Source organism: Sanguibacter sp. 25GB23B1, assembly GCF_040012415.1.
Lineage (GTDB): Bacteria > Actinomycetota > Actinomycetes > Actinomycetales > Cellulomonadaceae > Sanguibacter.
Map to the genome: position 1 here is coordinate 48,983 of NZ_JBDYKL010000009.1, position 19,214 is coordinate 68,196.

Genomic DNA, 19,214 nt, shown 5'->3' on the forward strand with positions numbered 1-19,214 from the left:
GACCGACCGCCGCTGAGCGAGCCCCACGGCGGGGCGTGCTCAGCGGCGGGGTGTGCTCAGCGAGCGCGCTCGACGCGGGCCGAGTCCCACACGGGTTCGTCGCTCTGGCGCACCGCGCCGTCGCTGCCGAAGACGAGGAACCTGTCGAACCCGCGAGCGAACCAGCGGTCGTGCGTCACGGCGACGACGGTCCCCTCGAACTGTGCAAGACCCGCCTCGAGCGCCTCCGCCGAGTGCAGGTCGAGGTTGTCCGTCGGTTCGTCGAGCAGGAGGAGCGTTGCCCCGCCGAGCTCGAGCAGGAGGATCTGGAACCGGGCCTGCTGCCCGCCGGACAACGTCTCGAAGCGCTGCTCCGCCTGCCCTGCGAGCTCGTAGCGGTCGAGGGCCTTGCTCGCGGGCTCACGACTCATGCCGTCCCGCGCACCCTCCCCGCGGTGGAGGATGTCGAGCAAGGTCCGTCCGTCGAACTCCGGGTGTGCATGGTTCTGCGCGAACCATCCCGGTCGCACGCGCGAACCGAGCGTGACCCGCCCGGTGTGGGACACGTGCCCGACGACCGACGCCTCCCCGTCGGGGACGGGAGCGTGGTCCGCGGGGTCCGGGTCCGAGCCCCCGGCGGCGAGCAGCCGCATGAAGTGCGACTTGCCGGACCCGTTGGAGCCGAGGACCGCGACCCGGTCGCCGAACCAGATCTCGGTGTCGAAGGGCTTCATGAGGCCGGTGAGCTCGAGCCTCTCCGCGACGACCGCCCGCTTCGCGGTCCGTCCGCCGGTGAGCCGGACCCGGACGTTCTGCTCCCGGGCCACGACCTCCGGCGGCCCGGCCTCCTCGAACTTGCGCAGACGGGTCTGCGCCGCCTGGTACCGGCTCGCGAGGCCGTCGTTGAAGGCCGACTTGTTCTTCAGGCTGTTGACCAGCTCCTTGAGCTTGACGTGCTCCTCGTCCCAGCGACGTCGCATCTCCTCGAGCCGGTTCATCCGGTCGTCACGCGCCGCGGCGTACGTGGCGAACCCACCGCCGTGGACCCAGATCGAACCGCCGGACGCACCGGGCTCGATACTCGCCACCTGCGTCGCGGTCCGAGAGAGCAGCTCGCGGTCGTGCGAGATGAACAGGGCCGTCTTCGGCGACGCGGCGAGCTGCTGCTCGAGCCATCGCTTCGTCGGGACGTCGAGGTAGTTGTCCGGCTCGTCGAGCAGGAGCACCTCCTCCGTGCCCCGCAGGAGAGCGGTGAGGACGAGACGCTTCTGCTCACCGCCGGACAGGGTCCGCACCTCGCGCCACTGCGCTTGCTCGAAGGGGATCGACAGGACCTCGTCGGTCACGTGATCCCAGTCGTTCTCCGCCTCGTAGCCCCGCGCGTCCGCCCAGTCCGCGAGCGCCTGCGCGTAGCGCATCTGGGTGGGCTCGTCCTCGAGCGTCATCATCGCCAGCTCGGCGGCCGCCAGCTCGGTCCCGGCATCGCGGACCGCCGGCGGCGCGAGGTCGACGAGCACGTCGCGGATCGTGCGGTCGTCGTCGATGCGGCCGACGAACTGGCGCATGATCCCGAGGCCGCCGCTGCGCGTCACCCGGCCGTCGTGCGGGGCGAGGTCCCCGGCGACGATCCGCATGAGCGTCGTCTTGCCCACCCCGTTGGGCCCGACGAGGGCGACCTTCGCACCCTCACCGACGCGCAGGTTCACCCCCGCGAGGAGGGGCCGTCCGTCGGGGAGGAAGTAGCTGATGTCGTTGATGTCGATGTGGCCCACGGGTCCAGTGTGCCGCGTGGTGGCCGACGGGGGCGAACCCTTTCTCTGCGACCGCTCGGCATGCGTGCCGGCGCAGCCGGTGCGACTGTGGAGGTATGAGCGAAGACACCCCAGCAACCTCGACAGACAACGCACTCGGTACGGAGGGCGACTCCAACCAGCTCCCGGGCGAGGACACGCTCTTCGCTGCGGGATCGGACGACGACAAGCTGGACGAGCCGTACGCGCCGCCGGAGACCCCGCGCCCGAACCACTTCGGCGAGACGCCGTGGGAGGAGGAGCACGGCGAGTCGCTCGACCAGCGCCTCGCGGAGGAGACGCCCGAGGTCTGGGAGCAGGCCGAGGAGGGTCGCCGCCAGCCCGACCTCGCAGGTCGGCTGGTCTCGGACGCGGACACTCTCGACGGACAGGCGAACGACACCTTCGCGGACGCGGTCGCGATGGACGCCAACAGCGCGAGCGCCGAAGAGGCTGCCGTGCACGTGGTCGACGAACCGTGACCTGACGGTCCACGCACGCCCCGGATCCGGACGGCTCGACCGCACGGTCGGTCAGCCGTGAGGCTCCCACACGTGCTCGTCCATCCGTCGAGCGCGGACGCGGTCGGCGTGCTCGGCGAGCTCCTCGTCCGGCGGGTAGTGGACCTCCTCGAGCACCAGACCGTGCCCGGGCACGACCGCTGCCAGCGGGTCACGCTGCCCGCGGGCGAGCACCTCGGCCGGCCAGGTCACCGGACGGCGTCCTTGCCCTACCGTGAGCGACGCGCCGACGAGAGCGCGGACCATGTTGTGGCAGAAGGCGTCCGCCTGGACGCGGGCGACGACGAGACCGGCGTCCGGGCCGTCGGCGACCCGTGTCCAGCTGAGCTCCTGCAGGTGACGGATCGTCGTCGCCCCGGGCCGCGGTCGGCAGAAGGCGGCGAAGTCGCGGATGCCCAGGAGCGGCTGCATCGCGGCGTGCATGGCATCGACGTCGAGCTCGTGGCGCAGCCACAGCGTCCACTCGCGGCGCAACGGGTCGTGCAGCTCGAAGCTGTCGGCGATGCGGTACGAGTACCTGCGCAGCAGCGCGCCGAACCGTGCGTCGAACCCGGGCGGTGCCTCCCGGACGCGATGCACCACGAGGTCGTCCGGCAGCACCCCGTTGAGCCGGCTGATGAGCGCCTGCGCCGGTGTCCGCGCCGACTGGCCCGGCACGGAGGCCCAGACGGCGGGCGTGAGGTCGACGTGCACCGTCTGCCCCCGCGAGTGCACCCCGGAGTCGGTCCGGCCGGCCACCGCGACGCGCGGCGGGGGGATCCTCAGGACCCGGCTCAGTCCTTCCTCGAGAACTCCCTGGACGGTCCGCAGACCGGGCTGGACGGCCCATCCTGCGAAGTCGGTGCCGCGGTAGGCGATGTCGAGGCGGATCCGGATCACGACCCCATCATCTCGCACTAGTGTGCAAGGAATGGTGCAGCCTCCCTCCCCCGAGAACCTCACGCTCTCCGTCGACTGCGGCGGAGGCGGCATCAAGGCAGCCGTGCTCGACGACGCGGGGACGGCGCACGCACCCGCGGTCCGCGTCCAGACGCCCTACCCGCTCCCGCCCGAGCGGCTCGTGGACTGTGTCGCCGAGCTGGCGCGCGACCTCCCCCAGGCCACCCGCCTGACGCTGGGCATGCCCGGGATGGTCCGCCACGGCGTCGTCATCCACACGCCGCACTACATCACCCGGTCCGGCCCTCGGTCACGGGTGGACCCCGAGCTCGCCGAGAGGTGGGCCGGCTTCGACATGCACGCCGCCCTGAGCGCACGGCTGGGGGTCCCGACGCTCGTCCTCAACGACGCAGAGGTCCACGGGGCCGGCGTCGTCGCCGGGACGGGCCTCGAGCTCGTCCTGACGCTGGGGACGGGCCTCGGGTCGGCCCACTTCGACGGTGGTCGCATCGCGCCCCACCTCGAGCTGTCGCACGCGCCGGTCCGCCGCGGGACCACGTACGACGAGTACATCGGCGAGCCCGAGCGTCGTCGGCTCGGCGACGGCCTCTGGTCGCGCCGGGTCGCCCGCGTCGTCGACGGGCTGCGACCGGTCTTCCTCTGGGACCGGCTCTATCTCGGCGGTGGGAACTCCCGTCGGATCACCGCAGTCGTCCTCGACCGGCTCGGCGACGATGTCGTCGTGGTCCCCAACTCAGCCGCGCTCGTCGGAGGGGCGCGCGCCTGGGGCCTCCTCGAGTCCGGAACCGCGCGCTGAGGCCGGGCGGACGGGCCGGCCACCGGCCAGCCGTACCCCGACCTCGTCGACAGCCTCGAGGACGACCCGCGAGAACGCGACGGGCGCATCCAGGCTGACGAGGTGCATCGCCCGCGGGACGACGACGAGCCAGGCCGGCTGGCCGCTCGCGCGCGCAGCGGCGAGGAACGCACGCTCCTGGCTGCGGAAGTGGTCGAAGCGGCCGTTGACGATCCGCACCGGGCACCGCACCGCCCGCAACGCCTCGATCGGGTCGAGATCGCCCATCGCGGTGAGCGCGTCGGTCATCACCCCGAGGGCGAACCCGCCTGCCGCCACATCCTGCGCTCCGGCCGCCGACAGCGTGCTCCGCACCATGAAGGAGTTGAGCCGTTCTCCGGAGTCGCCGCTCGCCTCGATCCGGCGAGCCAGCCGCAGCCACCCCGTGCGCAGGGTCGACCGGGTCGTCGTGCTGCAGCCTGCGGCGACGAGGGAGAGGACCTTCTCTGGGTGCCGAGACGTGTACCCGATGGACAGATAGCCGCCGAGAGACATCCCCACGACCACGGCGCGGCCTCCGAGAGCATCGACGGCAGCATCGATGGTCGCGTACGCCTCGTCGAGCGTGAACGGCTCGCCGATCCTCGTCCCGTGACCCGGCAGGTCGATCGCCAGCGTCGGGATCCCCGCCGCCTTGAGCGTCTCGAGCTGGGCGCGCCACATGGTCCGCGACGTGCGGACGCTGTGCACGAGGACGACCCCGACCGTCGTCATCAGCAGGCCTCGATGGTCCAGAGGGTCGCGGTACCGGCTCTCGCCACGACGGTGAAGCCCTCGCTCGTGTCGACGTCCCGGAGCCCGGGCGACTCCGGATCGACCTTCGCCCCGTCGGACGCACCCGCCCGGTCCTCGTAGAAGTGCGTGACCCCGAGCTCCTCGACGTGCCGGCACACCTCAGGGTCGCTCGCGATATCGCGGAAGTGCGCGCGCAGATAGGCCTGCGACTCGTCCATCGCGCTCGTCCCGAGCTGAGGCAGCACCACGTGCCTGCCGCCCATCGCGAACGCGAACGCCGCGCCGTTGTGCGGGTCGCCGAGAACCAGGGCCCCCTGCGGGACGAGCGACCGCAGGTCACGCACGAGGGCGAGCTCCTCGGTGCTGAGCATGGTCCCCCACCGGATCTGCGCGGGGTCGTACGCCTGCGCGAAGCGGTCTGCCCGTCCAGGTGCCTGGAAGCCGAGAGATGCCACGAGAGCGAGCACCACGAGCGCGGCTGCGCACCGCTGCGCGCTGAGCTGCCCGAGGCGAGCCGGGGACCGACGGGCGGCCGCGTCCGACAGGGCGCCGCCCAGGTGTGCGAGGCCCACCGCAGCGAGCACGGCAGCGACGACGGGGTAGAGCGCCTCGATCCGTGCCGCCTGCGTGTACCAGATGCCGGTGAGGGCACGCAGCGGCGTCGAGGGGCCTGCAGCGAGGGCGACGAGCACGATGACGGCCGCTGCGGACACGAGCAGCCACCGCTGGTCCCGGGTGCGCAGGAGCACGACGGCCCCGACGACGACCGCCAGGCTCACGACAACGTTGCCCGGCCACGGACTGAGGACCATGTCGAGCAGCGTCCGCCCGACGGAAGGCCCATACCCGCGCTGCGGGAGCCGCTCGAAGTTGAAGAGGACCTGGAGGACCGAGGACCGGAGCACCAGGAGTGTCGCCACTCCCCCGACCACGAGCACCGCTGCCCCGACGATCGAGACCGCCCGCCGACGACCGGTGGTCCACGCGTGCCGGACGGACCGCCCGGCGACCGCGAGTGCCAGCGGACCGACGATCACAGCGAGGCCCACGACACCGCTGCCGTGCGCGCTGCCCACACCGACGAGCGCTGCAAACGATGCCACGAAGAGCACGACGCGCTGCCCCGGGGCGCTGCGCAAGAGGACGACCCAGAGCGCCGCAGCACCCGGGACGAGCATGACCGAGAGACCGTTGGGCCACTGTGCGAGCGTGCTGAGGAGCACCGTCGGGAACATCGAGAACGCGCCGCCGACGGCGACGACGAGGACCGTGATCGCCGGACGACGCGGGAAGCACGCCGCGCCGAACGCGCCGAGGCCGGCCAGCCAGGCGACGGAGCCCATGACGAGCGTCGACGCGTTCGCAACCGAGGTGATCGCGTCTGCGGGCGCAGCGACGAGGTCACCCGGCACGAGGGCGACCATCGAGTGCCAGACGGTCGGGTAGTACACCGAGCGACCGGCCCCGTACAGACCGTCGACGCTGCTCGCGTCCCCGGTCTCACGGATGAAGGCGACACCGTTGAGGTGGAACACCGCGTCCCACTGCTGGAGAGGCGCTCCCGGGCTTCCCATCCCGATCGCCATCGGCACGACGGCGACGAGCGAGCCAACGACCAGCGCCACGACGACCCCCGTGCGATGCGCGAGGAGCGCGTCCACAGCTCCCGTCCCGAGCCACGGAGGCGGGCCCACAGCGTCCGACCCGGCATGCCTGGTGCTCCGGACGAGCCTCCGACAACCGAGGACGACGAGCGCCAGAGCGAGCACGGCAGCCCCCACCGTCGCCGGACCCCAAGCGATGCCTGCGGCCGCGAGCACCGGGGCGAGCACGGCATAGAACGCGCAGGAGAGGGCTGGCGCAGCGCCGAGCGCAAGCATCCCGCGTGCGCCGAGGAGCCGGAGGACGACCGTCCCCGGCGTGAACAGCACCAGAGCGAACGCCACGAACAGCAGCGACTGACCCCACCACGCCACTGCTCGTTCCCCCGTTCATCTCGACGACGGCCTCTCGACCACGATGTCGACCCGGTCGACCGGGTCGACGCTAGCAGCCGCGGGACGCACGAGGGCCCGGCCTGAGAGGTTGTCTCAGAGCCGGGCCCTCGGGAGGGGATCCTGGCGGTCGGCCAGGAGCCGTCTCAGTCCTCCGTGGAGGACTTGTCTGCGGTGGTGCTCTCCGCGGTCTCGTCAGCGACGACCTCGTCCGCGGGTGCAGCCTTCTCGGACTTCTCCGAGGCGGCCTTCTCCGTCTTCGACGACTTCGGCGCGCTCTTCTTCGCGGCCTTCTCGGCCTCGCGCACGACAGCCTGCTTCGGGCTCAACGGCTCGAGGACGAGCTCGATGACGGCCATGGGGGCGTTGTCGCCCTTGCGGTTGCCGACCTTCGTGATACGCGTGTAGCCACCCTGGCGCTCGGCGACGGCGGGGGCGATCTCCGTGACGAGGCGGTGCAGGATGGTGTTCGCGTCACCGGGCTCGTCCGGACGACGCGGCGTCTTGTTGTGCACGACCTTCGCGATCTGGCGGATCGAGTGCAGGTCGCCGCGCTTCGCCTTCGAGATGAGGCGGTCGGCGAGCGGCTGGAGGCGCTTGGCCTTCGTCGCCGTGGTCGTGATCCGACCGTGCTCGAAGAGGCTGGTCACCAGGTTGCTGAGGATGAGGCGCTCGTGAGCCGGGCTACCGCCGAGCCGCGCACCCTTTGCTGGGGTAGGCATTGTTGTTGCTCCTTAGGAATTGGTCGAGCTGTCCGGCGACCCGGTCAGCACAGAAGTCAGTTGTACTGCTCGTCTTCCGTGTCGTCGCCGTCGTAGTAGTCGGCGGTCGACGGGTCGAAGTCCAGCGGTGAGTCCTTGAGGGAGAGGCCGAGCTCAGCGAGCTTCTCCTTCACCTCGTTGATGGACTTCGCGCCGAAGTTCCGGATGTCGAGGAGGTCGGCCTCGCTGCGAGCGACGAGCTCGCCGACGGCGTGGATGCCCTCGCGCTTGAGGCAGTTGTACGAGCGGATCGTCAGCTGCAGCTCCTCGATGGGAAGAGCGAGGTCTGCTGCGAGGGCGGCGTCGGTCGGCGACGGGCCGATCTCGATGCCTTCGGCCTCGACGTTGAGCTCACGGGCGAGGCCGAACAGCTCGACGAGGGTCTTGCCTGCGGACGCGAGCGCGTCACGCGGGCTGATGGCCTGCTTCGTCTCGACGTCGACGATGAGCTTGTCGAAGTCGGTGCGCTGCTCGACTCGCGTCGCCTCGACCTTGTACGTGACCTTGAGCACCGGGGAGTAGATCGAGTCGACGGGGACCCGGCCGATCTCGGAGTCGAAGGACTTGTTCTGCTGGGCGGAGACGTATCCGCGCCCGCGCTCGACCGTGAGCTCGATCTCCAGCTTGCCCTTGTCGTTGAGCGTGGCGATGTGGAGATCGGGGTTGTGCACCTCGACGCCGGCCGGCGGCACGATGTCCGCGGCCGTGACGACACCGGATCCCTGCTTGCGCAGGTACATCACGACGGGCTCGTCGTTCTCCGAGGAGACGACGAGGTTCTTGATGTTGAGGATGATCTCGGTGACGTCTTCCTTCACACCCGGGACCGTGGTGAACTCGTGGAGAACACCGTCGATGCGGATGGACGTGACGGCTGCGCCGGGGATCGACGAGAGGAGCGTGCGTCGCATCGAGTTGCCGAGCGTGTAGCCGAAGCCGGGCTCGAGAGGCTCGATGGAGAAGCGCGAACGGCTCTCGGAGATGACCTCTTCGGTCAGGGTGGGGCGCTGTGCGATGAGCACTGGTGGGGTTCCTTTCAGCGTGCGTCCGCTATATGACGCATCACGAGTCCGCCCGGACTCTGATTTGCCTGGGCGGTCAGTACACGATCACGTCGAGGTGATCAGCAGAGCCGGGTTGTGCCCACGTCCCACCAGGGGACGCGGGCACAACCGAGCATCAGCGGCGATCGCGGTCAGACGCGGCGGCGCTTCGGGGGACGGCAGCCGTTGTGAGCCTGCGGCGTCACGTCCTGGATCGAGCCGACCTCGAGGCCAGCGGCCTGGAGGGAGCGGATCGCGGTCTCGCGACCGGAGCCGGGGCCCTTGACGAAGACGTCGACCTTCTTCATGCCGTGCTCCTGCGCACGACGTGCGGCGGCCTCGGCTGCGAGCTGCGCCGCGAACGGCGTCGACTTGCGCGAGCCCTTGAAGCCGACCTGGCCGGAGGAGGCCCAGGAGATCACGGCGCCGGACGGGTCCGTGATCGACACGATGGTGTTGTTGAACGTGCTCTTGATGTGCGCCTGGCCGATTGCGACATTCTTCTTGTCTTTGCGGCGAGGCTTGCGGGCACCCTGTGCGCCGCGAGTCTTGGGAGGCATGTGCTTTTTCTCTCCTGGATTGAGGTCTTCGGATCGCAGGACGCTCGCGAGCGTGCCCTCGGGGCACGCGTCGTGGGTCCAGGCGAACTACTGCTGCTAGCGGGCCTTCTTCTTGCCGGCCACGGTGCGCTTCGGGCCCTTGCGGGTACGAGCGTTGGTCTTGGTGCGCTGTCCGCGCACCGGGAGCCCGCGGCGGTGACGCAGACCTTCGTAGCAGCCGATCTCAACCTTGCGGCGGATGTCAGCAGCGACCTCACGGCGGAGGTCACCCTCGAGCTTGAAGTTTCCCTCGAGGTGATCGCGCAGCGCGACGAGCTCGGCGTCGCCGAGGTCCTTCACGCGCACGTCCGGGCTGAGCCCGGTGGCGGCCAGCGTCTGCTGGGCGCGGGTACGGCCGACGCCGTAGATGTATGTGAGCGCAACCTCGAGCCGCTTGTCGCGGGGGAGGTCGACGCCGATAAGACGTGCCATGTGCCTTCCGGCTCCTGTAATGCCATCGGAGGTCTACCGCCTCACCTCTCGCATGCTGCGAGCCCCGGCCTCCGACCGAGGGTTCACGGTCCGTCGCACGAGGCTGTGCCTCCCGAACGGTCCGGTGGTGATGCGCTGGTCGTGCTCATCCGTTCTTCTCGCCCGACGGATGGGCACTGATCATGCTGTGGAACATGTGGCGCTCTCGCGCAGGACGTCTCAGCCCTGGCGCTGCTTGTGCCGCAGGTTCTCGCAGATGACCATGACGCGACCGTGCCGGCGGATCACCTTGCACTTGTCGCAGATCTTCTTGACGCTGGGCTTGACCTTCATCGTGGTTCCTCCGCCGCCGCATGACGACACCTGGGGCTCTGGGAGCCGGGTGCGGTAGGCAGCAGTTGATCGAGTGGTGGTTACTTGTAGCGGTAGACGATCCGGCCACGGGACAAGTCGTACGGGCTCAGCTCGACCACTACCCGGTCCTCAGGGAGGATTCGGATGTAGTGCTGCCGCATCTTGCCCGAGATGTGAGCGAGTACCTTGTGACCGTTGGCCAGCTCCACGCGAAACATCGCGTTCGGCAGTGCCTCGACCACGCTGCCCTCGATCTCGATGACACCGTCCTTCTTCGCCATATCCTCCGCTAACTCTCGTGACGAAAACAGCCCACGCGGCGTCCGGCCACACAGTCACGTGCGATCGGTGCTTCGTGGATTAGTGGTGCGAATGCGTGAGCACTACACACCCAACGAAGCATCCTACGGCATCGAAGGACGAATCGGAAAGTGAGATGGGCGACGCTCCCCCCGGACCGCCCACGACGCACCGGTACGGAGGACGGTCAGGACGGTCGTTCGATGATCCCGAGCTCGAACGCGCGCTCCACCGTCTCCACGCTCGAGTGCGTCCCGAGCTTGCGGTAGATGCTCCGCAGGTGGGTCTTGACCGTGTTCGACGAGAGGTACAGCGAGCGCGCGACACCCGCGAGCGAGGTGTTCCGGGCCAGGCTCTCGAGCACCTGACGCTCCCGGTCGCTCAGCTGTGCGCTGATCGTCGGTGCCGGGAAGAGCTCTCCGGTCTCGACCAGCCCGGGCTGCTCGAGGATGACGCGGATCCTCGGCACCTCCACCTCGAGGTCGAGGAGCGCGCGCCGCGGCACCTTGAGGAAGGCACGCGTGATCCCGGTCGCCTCGGAGATCGCGACAGCCTCGTCGAGCGCGACCGCCGCCTCGTACCGGCGACCCCGTGCCTGCTCGGACGCCGCGAGGATGACGAGGAAGTCCAGACGGTGCCGCGGCGCGTAGATCCGGGTCCTCAACCACTGGAGTGCGACCTCGCTGGCCCTGGCGAACTCCCCGGAGAGGTACTCGGTCCGCGCCCTCGCCAGCCCGGTGGCCTCGTAGGTCTGGGTCACGGCGTTGATCGCGAGGCGAGCACGTGAGATGTGCCCGAGCGCGAGGTGCAGGTCGACCGAGGCCGAGACGAGGAGGGCGTCTCCGAGGCTGCGGGTGCCCTCTCCCCCGGACCGCGACCTCGCTGCCTCGATCTCGCCGAGGATCTGGAAGTGCGTCCCGTCGACGAGCGCGACCTGCGCCCGGATCATGACCGCGAGCGCCCAGAACTCTCCGATGTCCTTCGGCACGTCGAACGAGCGCGCGGCACGCAGCCCCTCGATCTGGACCCGCTCGAGCGCGACGATGCCTCGGACCGCGTCGACGATGCGGTCCGACGGCCCGGCGCTCGCCGCTGTCTGGCCACGGTCGGCCGCGACGAGCCACTCCTCGGCGGGTTGCAGATAGCCGAGCATCGCGCACGCCAGCGCGGCTCCCACCGACGCCTCTCGGACGATCTCGGGGTGGTCGTGAGCGGTCGCGAGCTCGACCGCCTCCCGGAACGCACTGAGGGCGCCGGGCAGGTCCGCCCCGAGCAGACGTGTCACCGCCCACTCGTGGAGGACGGGAGCGAGCTCCTGCCTGACGTCGTCGTGCAGCTCGTCCACGCGGACGAGCACGGCGTCGTGGTCGCGGTCCGCCACCTCCTTCGCGGCATAGAAGTTCCCCGTCATGCGCAGGAGTGCGATCTGTGCGAGGCTCTGCTCCATCGCGTCGACGACCCCCGGGAGGGCGAAGACCTCGTCACCCGCCCACGGGGTCCGCGGTCCGACGTCCGACGGGTCGAAGCCGGCGAGCCCCCCGTCTCCCACGTGGACCGCGTCGTTCTTGCGCACGACCGGGAGCAGGTGGTCGCGGGCGATCACCAGTCGCGCGTGCCGCTCGAGCACCTCCCGGGGCATCCGTTCGACCGCTGCCGCGACATCCTCGGGGAACTCGGCGACGAGCTCGACCCATCGGACGTCGATGAGCTGTGCGGCCTCGGTCCAGGACGCGGACCGCAGGAGGTGCCCCAGGGCGACGTCCGTCCGGCCGTGTGCGACGCAGACCTCGGCGGCGCGTCGGGAAGCAACCTTGAACTGCCGTGGGTCGTGCGTCTTGAGGAGGGCGACACAGGCGCGGCGCACCGCCGGAACGTAGTGGTGCACCGCCGGCTCACCGGTGCCGTCGCTCACGAGGATCCCCGCGGCCGAGAGGTGCGCAAGCTGCTCACCGACGTCGCCGATCCCCGAGCACCACCGAGCGTCCTCCGCGGTGAACTCGTCGAGCAGCGCAGTCCGGAGGATCACGCGCTGGAGCCGACGGTCGCCCAGCTCTTGCCACACGGACCGGAGGAACGGGTCTCCCGCGCGCAGGTCCAGAGTTCCCGCTGTGCCACCACGGGTGGACGCGCCGTTCGAGAGGATGGCGCGCACGAGCGCCGGCCACCCGCCGGACTCGGCGTGCAGAGCACGGACGTCCTCGGGTGCGAGCTCCCGTCCCAGCCTGCGTGCGACCTCGCTCGTCTCGGTCTCGGTGAGGAGCAGCTCGGCCGGTCGGATGACCACCGAGTCGATCGTGGCGGCTCGGACCGTCTCGATGCTTGCGACACGGCCCAGGCAGACCACGAGATTCAACGACTCGAACTTGCGCACGAGCTCCACGAGCGCGGCCTCAACGGCAGGGTCGGTGACGTGGTGGAAGTCGTCGAGCACGAGGCAGAGGGGACGCTTGAGCTCCCGGAGCACGGCCTCGAGCTGGGCACTCGCACCAGCCTCTGCCTGGACCCGCTCGGCGGCGATACCGGATCGAGAGAGCGCGTCCCCGATCGCCTCCCAGACCGTCCGTGCTCGCCCCTCCCCGAAGAGCGCCATCCGGCACGACACCCAGACGACGTCTGCCGTCCCGGGGAGGGAACGCGCCCAGTGGGCGACGAGGCTCGTCTTGCCGAACCCTCTCGGGCCTCGGACGATGGTCAGAGGCTCACGGCGATCGAGGAACCGGAGCAGGTCGGCCTTCGCGACGAAGACCGACGGTGAGCGTGGCAGGAGGGCGGACGTCGTCGCGCCAGAAGGAGCACCATGGTCCATCTGAGAGTCTGCCATCGCCCCAACTCACCGTGCTCGACCGAACCCGAAGCCACCGACGCGGGGCGTGGCCCCGGATTCTGGAATATACGCTGGATACCTCGTCCGCGGTAGGGCGTTGTCGCACGGACGTTCCAGACAGCACGATCAGAGTGGGTGAACTTGGACACCCAGCTCCGCGAGGCGCGCGGCCCCGCCGTCGTGGGCAGTGAGCACGAACACCCCGCCGTCGAGGATCGCGACCGAGTGCTCCCAGTGCGCAGCGCGTCCGCCGTCGGAGGTCACCACGGTCCAGTCGTCCTCGCAGACGTGCGTCGTGTTCTCCCCGCGGACGATCATCGGCTCGATGGCCACGCACATGCCGGGCCGGAGGCGTGGGCCGCGTTCGCGCACGCTGTAGTTGAGGACGTCAGGCGCCTGGTGCATCGCTGAACCGATGCCGTGGCCGACATACTCCTCGACGATGCCGTAGCGCACGTCGTCGAGGTCCTCGGAGCGCCGCACGGCGGCCTCGACCGCACGCCCTACGTCGTTCAGACGCGTGGACCGGGCCAGGGCGGCGATGCCTGCCCACATCGCTCCCTCAGCGGTCGTCGACAGGGCGACGTCGCGGGGGTCACCACCGTCGAGGACGACGGTGACGGCCGAGTCGGCGTGCCACCCGTCGACGATCGCTCCGCAGTCGATCGAGACGACGTCTCCGGATCCGAGCCGACGAGCACCAGGTATCCCGTGGATCACCTCGTCGTTCACTGAGACGCACACGGTCGCGGGGAACCCCTGGTAGCCGAGGAAGGACGGCAGAGCTCCCGCTTCGGCGATGACACGGGAAGCGACGGCGTCCAGCTCCGCGGTCGTGACACCGGGAACCGCGACCTCACGGACCGCTGCGAGCGTGTCGGCGACGACGAGGCCCGCGCGCCGCATGTGGCCGACTTGGTCTGCGGTCTTGTACTCGATGCGCTCGCGCCCGAACATCTGCGTGCCGTCGCGCTAGGGGACGATGGCGGCCAACGCGGAGAAGAGACGCTCGCTGACCGCGTCGACCTCTCCGATCCCGTCGACCTGGACGAGCGAGCCACGGTCGCCGTAGACGGCCGAGACCGGTGCGGTCTGGTCCGCGTAGACGGTCAGTCGGTGGCGGATGACCGGCTCGGTGTCGTCGACACGCCCCTCGATCTCGGCGCGCTTGAGAAGCCGCTCGACGACGACGTCCGCGTCGGCCACGATCTCCACCGCACCGTCCAGCGCGAGGCCGAGGTCCGCAAGGATCGCGTCGAGCTCGATGACCTGGGCGACGTTGCGCGGATAGCCGTCGAGGATGAATCCAGCGTCGGGAGCATCGGCGACCATGGTCGAGAGGGTGTCGCGCACCATGGCGTTGGTGACCTCGTCCGGGACGAGCTCACCCTTCGCGGTGTACTGCTGCACGAGCTTGCCCAGCTCGGTGCCACCCGTGATGTTGGAGCGGAAGATGTCGCCCGTGGAGATGGCCTGGACACCGAGCCGGTCGGCCAGGCGCACAGCCTGGGTGCCCTTGCCCGCTCCGGGCGGGCCGAGGAGTACGAGCTTGGCGCTCATCGCAGGAACCCTTCGTAGTGTCGTTGCTGCAGCTGCGAGTCGATCTGCTTCACCGTCTCGAGGCCGACGCCGACGATGATGAGGATCGACGTGCCGCCGAACGGGATGTTGGTCCCGACGTCGAGGATGATGAACGCGAGCGTCGGGATGAGTGCCACGATCGCGAGGTAGATCGCACCTGCTGAGGTGATGCGCGTGATGACGTAGTCGAGGTACTCGGCGGTCGGGCGGCCGGCACGGATGCCGGGCACGAAGCCGCCGTACTTCTTCATGTTGTCCGCGACCTCATCCGGGTCGAACGTGATCGCCGTGTAGAAGAAGCAGAAGAAGACGATGAGCAGCACGTAGAGGCCGATGTGCAGTGGAGCACCGGTGTCGACGACGTTGCGCTGGACCCACTGGACCCAGTCTGACTCCGGGCTCGCGAACTGGGCGATGAGGCCCGGGACGGCGAGCAGGGAGGACGCGAAGATCACGGGGATGACGCCGGCCATGTTGATCTTGATCGGAATGTAGGTGCTCGAGCCGCCGTACATCTTGCGACCGACCATGCGCTTGGCGTACTGCACCGGGATGCGGCGCTGCGACTGCTCGACGAAGACGACGAGCGCGATGACGAGGAGGCTGACGAGCACGACGATCGTGAACTTCTGCGGGCCGCCGTTCCCACCCGCGATGCCCCAGAGGGCGGGGGGGAAGCTCGCGGCGATCGACGTGAAGATGAGGAGCGACATGCCGTTGCCGACGCCACGCTCGCTGATGAGCTCGCCGAGCCACATGATGGCTCCGGCCCCGGCGGTCATCGTGATGACGACGAGGATCGACGCCATGAGGCTGTCGTCAGGGATGACGTCGCAGTTCGGGAGCAGCTGGCCCGTCCGAGCCATCGTGACGTAGGTCGTCGCCTGGAGCACGGCGAGAGCGACCGTCAGGTAGCGCGTGTACTGGGTGAGCTTCGCAGTACCGGACTGACCTTCCTTGTGCAGCGCCTCGAAGCGAGGGATGACCACTCGCAGCAGCTGCACGATGATGCTCGCCGTGATGTACGGCATGATCCCGAGCGCGAAGATCGACAGCTGGAGCAGGGCCCCGCCGCTGAAGAGGTTGACGAGCCCGAGGATGTCGCTGGCGCCGCCGTTGGCGACGCACTGCTGGACGTTCTGGTAGTCGACACCGGGTGATGGCACGAAGGACCCGACACGGAAGAGCGCCATGATCGAGATCGTGAACAGCAGCTTGCGCCGCAGGTCAGGCGTACGGAACGCCCGAGCAAATGCGCTGAGCACCTATTCCTCCTGGTCCGCCGAGGCGGCGTTGTCATCACCGGCAAGCCGGCGCCTGGGAGGCACCGGTTAGCCGGCGCCCAAAGTACCTTATCCGCTCCACGGCGATGTGCGGGAATCGGTCCGGGTACGTCGTGCTGCTTCATCTGTCCGAAGACAGGCGTAGGGCCGGTAGCGCTGTGCGCGACCGGCCCTACATCACTGCATCAGGCTTCGGAGACAGATCCGCCTGCTGCGAGGATCTTGTCCTTCGCAGAGCTGGAGAGCGCGTCGACCGCGATCTCGAGCTTGACGGTGATCTCGCCGGTGCCGAGCACCTTGACGAGCTGTCCCTTGCGAACCGCACCCTTGGCGACCAGGTCGTCGACCGTGACCGAACCACCGTCGGGGTACAGGGCGGAGAGCTTGTCCAGGTTGACGACCTGGTACTCCGTCCGGAACGGGTTCTTGAATCCACGGAGCTTCGGCAGACGCATGTGGAGCGGCATCTGCCCACCCTCGAAACGCTCAGGAATCTGGTACCGGGCCTTCTGGCCCTTGGTGCCGCGTCCTGCCGTCTTACCCTTCGACGCTTCACCGCGACCGACACGGGTCTTCGCGGTCTTGGCGCCGGGGGCGGGACGGAGGTGGTGAACCTTGAGGGTGCCACCCGCGCCGAGCGGTGCGACTGTCTTGGCCTTGGCCGCGGGGGCCTTGGTCTCAGCAGCAGCCTCAGGCGCAGCCTTCTTCGCTGCTGCCTTCTTGGCGGGGGCCTTCTTGGCGGGGGCGTCAGCCGTCACTGCGGCTGACTCCTTCTTCTTGTCTGACTTCTCAGCCATGTTTACTCGACCTCCTCGACGGCGACGAGGTGTGCCACCGTGGCGACCATCCCGCGGATCTCAGGGCGGTCTTCCTTCACGGCGGTGTCGCCGATCCGCTTGAGGCCGAGAGTGCGCAGGGTGTCGCGCTGATTCTGCTTGCCGCCGATGGCGGACTTGAGCTGGGTCACCTTGAGGCGGGCCATCATGCACCTACCCCTGCTGCAGCGGCCCGGCCAGCAGCCTGCGCACGCAGGAGCGCGGCAGGAGCGACGTGCTCGAGCGGGAGCCCACGACGAGCAGCAACCGCTTCCGGCAGCTCCAGGCCGCGGAGAGCCGCGACCGTCGCGTGGACGATGTTGATCGAGTTGGTGGACCCGAGCGACTTCGAGAGCACGTCGTGGATGCCGGCGCACTCGAGCACTGCGCGGACCGGTCCACCGGCGATGACACCGGTACCCGGCGCTGCAGGACGGAGGAACACGACGCCGGCAGCAGCCTCACCCGTGATGGGGTGCGGAATGGTGCCCTGGATGCGAGGAACCTTGAAGAAGTTCTTCTTGGCTTCCTCGACGCCCTTGGCGATGGCCGCGGGAACTTCCTTGGCCTTGCCGTAGCCGACGCCGACGGTTCCGTCACCATCGCCCACCACGACGAGCGCGGTGAAGCTGAAGCGGCGGCCACCCTTGACGACCTTGGCGACGCGGTTGATGGTGACGACGCGCTCGACGAACGCGTTCTTCTCCGGGGCGTCACGGCGACCGTCGCCGCGTCCGCCACCGCTGCGACGGTCGTTACGACGGTCGCTCTGCTCAGTGGTGGCGCCGCCCGTGGGGGCGCCGGTGGTGCTGCGCTGCCCTGCAGCCATCAGAGAGTCCTTTGCTTCGGAACGGAAGTGGTTCGCGTCATCACAGGGACAGACCGCCTTCGCGGGCCCCGTCGGCGACTGCTGCCACTCGGCCGTGGTACTTGTTACCGCCGCGGTCGAACACGACCGCGTCGATGCCTGCTGCCTTCGCGCGCTCGGCGACGAGCTCGCCGACCTTGCGTGCCTTGGCGCTCTTGTCGCCCTCCGCGCTGCGGAGGCCGGTCTCGAGCGTCGAGGCCGACACGACGGTCTTGCCGACCGTGTCGTCGACCACCTGAGCGGTGATGTGGCGAGCAGACCGGGTAACCACGAGGCGCGGCCTGACGGCCGTCCCCGAGACCTTCTTGCGCAGGCGGAAGTGGCGGCGTTTGCGAGCAACAGCCTTGCCCTTGCCCATGATCTTGAGAGCCATGGTTACTTACCAGCCTTTCCGGCCTTGCGGCGGACTACCTCGCCGGCGTACCGCACTCCCTTGCCCTTGTAGGGCTCAGGCTTACGGATCTTTCGGATGTTCGCGGCGACCTCGCCCACCTGCTGCTTGCTGATGCCACTGACCGAGAACTTGGTCGGGCCTTCGACAGCGAAGGTGATGCCCTCCGGCGGCGTGATGACCACGGGGTGGCTGAAGCCGAGCGCGAACTCCAGGTCGGAGCCCTTCGCCGCGACGCGGTAACCGGTACCGACGATCTCGAGCTTCTTCTCGTAGCCCTCGGTCACACCGGTGATGATGTTCGCGAGGAGGGTGCGGGTGAGGCCGTGCAGGGAACGCGAGGCGCGCTCGTCGTTGGGGCGGGCGACGACGATCGCGCCCGCCTCGTTGACTGCAACCTCGATGGGCGCGGGCACGACGTGCTCAAGGGCGCCCTTCGGGCCCTTGATCGTCACGAGCGCACCGCTGATGGTGACGTCCACTCCGGATGGAACCGGGACGGGGACTTTGCCGATACGGGACATGGCTATCTCCTCTCCGTCTTCCGATTACCAGACGTAGGCGAGGACTTCCCCACCCACGCCCTTCTTTGCGGCCTGCTTGTCGGTCAGGAGGCCGGAGGACGTGGACAGGATCGCCACGCCGAGGCCGCCGAGAACCTTCGGCAGGTTGGTGGACTTTGCGTAGACACGCAGTCCAGGCTTCGAGATACGACGGATCCCGGCGAGCGAACGCTCACGCTCGGGTCCGAACTTCAGCTCGATGGTGAGGTACTTGCCCACGGGGGCGTCCTCCACCTTCCAGCCGGTGATGTATCCCTCGGCCTGCAAGATCTCAGCAATGTGCGACTTCAGCTTCGAGAACGGCATGGTGACCGTGTCGTGGTAAGCCGAGTTCGCGTTACGCAGACGTGTCAGCATGTCTGCGATCGGGTCGGTCATTGTCATTGGGCTTCTGCCCTTCCTCGCCGGGGTATCCAGTCACATCGTCGAACGATGCAGGCCGGACCTACGACGTAGTTGTTACCAGCTGCTCTTGGTGACGCCGGGAAGTTCGCCGCGGTGCGCCATCTCGCGCACGCAGATGCGGCAAAGTCCGAACTTGCGGTACACAGAGTGCGGACGTCCGCACTTCTGGCACCGGGTGTAGGCGCGTACCGCGAACTTGGGCTTTGCGGCCGCCTTGTTGACCAGGGCCTTCTTCGCCATG

General features: G+C 69.0%; 23 protein-coding genes. 2 read left to right on the forward strand and 21 right to left on the reverse strand.

What is annotated here, in order from left to right:
- Positions 1 to 56 precede the first annotated feature (56 nt).
- Positions 57 to 1,751: an ATP-binding cassette domain-containing protein gene (locus tag ABKW26_RS07470; protein WP_348592312.1), complete on the reverse strand. Its 1,695-nt coding sequence runs from the start codon at positions 1,749 to 1,751 to the stop codon at positions 57 to 59.
- Between the two features lie 95 nt (positions 1,752 to 1,846).
- Here ABKW26_RS07470 and ABKW26_RS07475 point away from each other — a divergent pair, with 95 nt between their 5' ends.
- The gene (locus ABKW26_RS07475; protein WP_348592314.1) at positions 1,847 to 2,251 is read left to right on the forward strand and encodes a DUF5709 domain-containing protein; all 405 of its coding nucleotides are present in this window, start codon (positions 1,847 to 1,849) and stop codon (positions 2,249 to 2,251) included.
- A gap of 51 nt (positions 2,252 to 2,302) precedes the next feature.
- Here ABKW26_RS07475 and truA read toward each other — a convergent pair whose 3' ends face one another.
- On the reverse strand, positions 2,303 to 3,169 hold the full coding sequence (gene truA, locus ABKW26_RS07480; RefSeq protein WP_348592316.1) for a tRNA pseudouridine(38-40) synthase TruA: 867 nt from the start codon (positions 3,167 to 3,169) through the stop codon (positions 2,303 to 2,305).
- Between the two features lie 31 nt (positions 3,170 to 3,200).
- On the opposite strand from truA, the gene ABKW26_RS07485 reads away from it, so the two are divergent.
- Complete coding sequence (locus ABKW26_RS07485) at positions 3,201 to 3,986, forward strand: ROK family protein (protein WP_348592318.1); 786 nt, start codon at positions 3,201 to 3,203, stop codon at positions 3,984 to 3,986.
- On the opposite strand, the gene ABKW26_RS07490 is transcribed toward ABKW26_RS07485, so the two are convergent.
- The 19 genes from ABKW26_RS07490 to ABKW26_RS07580 form a co-directional block, all read right to left on the reverse strand.
- Positions 3,924 to 4,739, reverse strand: a complete 816-nt coding sequence (locus ABKW26_RS07490) for an alpha/beta hydrolase (RefSeq protein ID WP_348592320.1) — start codon at positions 4,737 to 4,739, stop codon at positions 3,924 to 3,926. The genes ABKW26_RS07485 and ABKW26_RS07490 overlap by 63 nt on opposite strands.
- A complete protein-coding gene (locus ABKW26_RS07495) occupies positions 4,739 to 6,706 on the reverse strand; it encodes a DUF6541 family protein (protein WP_348592322.1) in 1,968 nt (655 codons plus the stop codon). The genes ABKW26_RS07490 and ABKW26_RS07495 overlap by 1 nt, the downstream gene beginning before the upstream one ends.
- Positions 6,707 to 6,900: 194 nt before the next feature.
- Complete coding sequence (gene rplQ / locus ABKW26_RS07500; RefSeq protein WP_348592324.1) at positions 6,901 to 7,476, reverse strand: 50S ribosomal protein L17; 576 nt, start codon at positions 7,474 to 7,476, stop codon at positions 6,901 to 6,903.
- Between the two features lie 56 nt (positions 7,477 to 7,532).
- Entirely contained in the window at positions 7,533 to 8,537 is a 1,005-nt protein-coding gene (locus ABKW26_RS07505) for a DNA-directed RNA polymerase subunit alpha (RefSeq protein WP_348592326.1), read from the reverse strand.
- Positions 8,538 to 8,710: 173 nt separating this feature from the next.
- Positions 8,711 to 9,118, reverse strand: a complete 408-nt coding sequence (rpsK, locus tag ABKW26_RS07510; RefSeq protein WP_098455107.1) for a 30S ribosomal protein S11 — start codon at positions 9,116 to 9,118, stop codon at positions 8,711 to 8,713.
- A gap of 96 nt (positions 9,119 to 9,214) precedes the next feature.
- On the reverse strand, positions 9,215 to 9,589 hold the full coding sequence (rpsM, locus tag ABKW26_RS07515) for a 30S ribosomal protein S13 (protein WP_348592328.1): 375 nt from the start codon (positions 9,587 to 9,589) through the stop codon (positions 9,215 to 9,217).
- Positions 9,590 to 9,808: 219 nt separating this feature from the next.
- Positions 9,809 to 9,922 (reverse strand): 50S ribosomal protein L36, encoded by a 114-nt coding sequence (gene rpmJ / locus ABKW26_RS07520; RefSeq protein ID WP_009740505.1) that lies wholly within the window; start codon positions 9,920 to 9,922, stop codon positions 9,809 to 9,811.
- A gap of 80 nt (positions 9,923 to 10,002) precedes the next feature.
- A complete protein-coding gene (infA, locus tag ABKW26_RS07525) occupies positions 10,003 to 10,224 on the reverse strand; it encodes a translation initiation factor IF-1 (RefSeq protein ID WP_012867920.1) in 222 nt (73 codons plus the stop codon).
- A 206-nt stretch (positions 10,225 to 10,430) separates the two neighbouring features.
- Positions 10,431 to 13,064, reverse strand: a complete 2,634-nt coding sequence (locus ABKW26_RS07530) for a LuxR C-terminal-related transcriptional regulator (RefSeq protein ID WP_348592333.1) — start codon at positions 13,062 to 13,064, stop codon at positions 10,431 to 10,433.
- 129 nt (positions 13,065 to 13,193) lie between these two features.
- The gene (map, locus tag ABKW26_RS07535; protein WP_348592335.1) at positions 13,194 to 14,024 is read right to left on the reverse strand and encodes a type I methionyl aminopeptidase; all 831 of its coding nucleotides are present in this window, start codon (positions 14,022 to 14,024) and stop codon (positions 13,194 to 13,196) included.
- 15 nt (positions 14,025 to 14,039) lie between these two features.
- Complete coding sequence (locus tag ABKW26_RS07540) at positions 14,040 to 14,627, reverse strand: adenylate kinase (protein WP_348592337.1); 588 nt, start codon at positions 14,625 to 14,627, stop codon at positions 14,040 to 14,042.
- Positions 14,624 to 15,913 carry a preprotein translocase subunit SecY gene (gene secY / locus ABKW26_RS07545; protein WP_348592338.1) on the reverse strand — a complete coding sequence of 430 codons (1,290 nt, stop codon included), beginning with the start codon at positions 15,911 to 15,913 and terminating at the stop codon, positions 14,624 to 14,626. Before secY ends, ABKW26_RS07540 begins: the two co-directional genes overlap by 4 nt.
- Positions 15,914 to 16,116: 203 nt before the next feature.
- Positions 16,117 to 16,728, reverse strand: a complete 612-nt coding sequence (gene rplO, locus ABKW26_RS07550; RefSeq protein WP_348592339.1) for a 50S ribosomal protein L15 — start codon at positions 16,726 to 16,728, stop codon at positions 16,117 to 16,119.
- Positions 16,729 to 16,730: 2 nt separating this feature from the next.
- Positions 16,731 to 16,913 carry a 50S ribosomal protein L30 gene (gene rpmD / locus ABKW26_RS07555; RefSeq protein ID WP_348592434.1) on the reverse strand — a complete coding sequence of 61 codons (183 nt, stop codon included), beginning with the start codon at positions 16,911 to 16,913 and terminating at the stop codon, positions 16,731 to 16,733.
- Positions 16,913 to 17,575, reverse strand: coding sequence for a 30S ribosomal protein S5 (rpsE, locus tag ABKW26_RS07560; RefSeq protein WP_348592340.1), 663 nt, complete (start codon positions 17,573 to 17,575; stop codon positions 16,913 to 16,915). Before rpsE ends, rpmD begins: the two co-directional genes overlap by 1 nt.
- Before the next feature lie 40 nt (positions 17,576 to 17,615).
- The gene (rplR, locus tag ABKW26_RS07565) at positions 17,616 to 17,987 is read right to left on the reverse strand and encodes a 50S ribosomal protein L18 (protein WP_348592342.1); all 372 of its coding nucleotides are present in this window, start codon (positions 17,985 to 17,987) and stop codon (positions 17,616 to 17,618) included.
- Positions 17,988 to 17,989: 2 nt separating this feature from the next.
- Positions 17,990 to 18,529: a 50S ribosomal protein L6 gene (gene rplF, locus ABKW26_RS07570; protein ID WP_348592344.1), complete on the reverse strand. Its 540-nt coding sequence runs from the start codon at positions 18,527 to 18,529 to the stop codon at positions 17,990 to 17,992.
- Positions 18,530 to 18,553: 24 nt separating this feature from the next.
- A complete protein-coding gene (gene rpsH / locus ABKW26_RS07575; protein WP_348592346.1) occupies positions 18,554 to 18,952 on the reverse strand; it encodes a 30S ribosomal protein S8 in 399 nt (132 codons plus the stop codon).
- Between the two features lie 75 nt (positions 18,953 to 19,027).
- Entirely contained in the window at positions 19,028 to 19,213 is a 186-nt protein-coding gene (locus ABKW26_RS07580) for a type Z 30S ribosomal protein S14 (RefSeq protein ID WP_012867931.1), read from the reverse strand.
- Position 19,214: the final 1 nt, after the last annotated feature.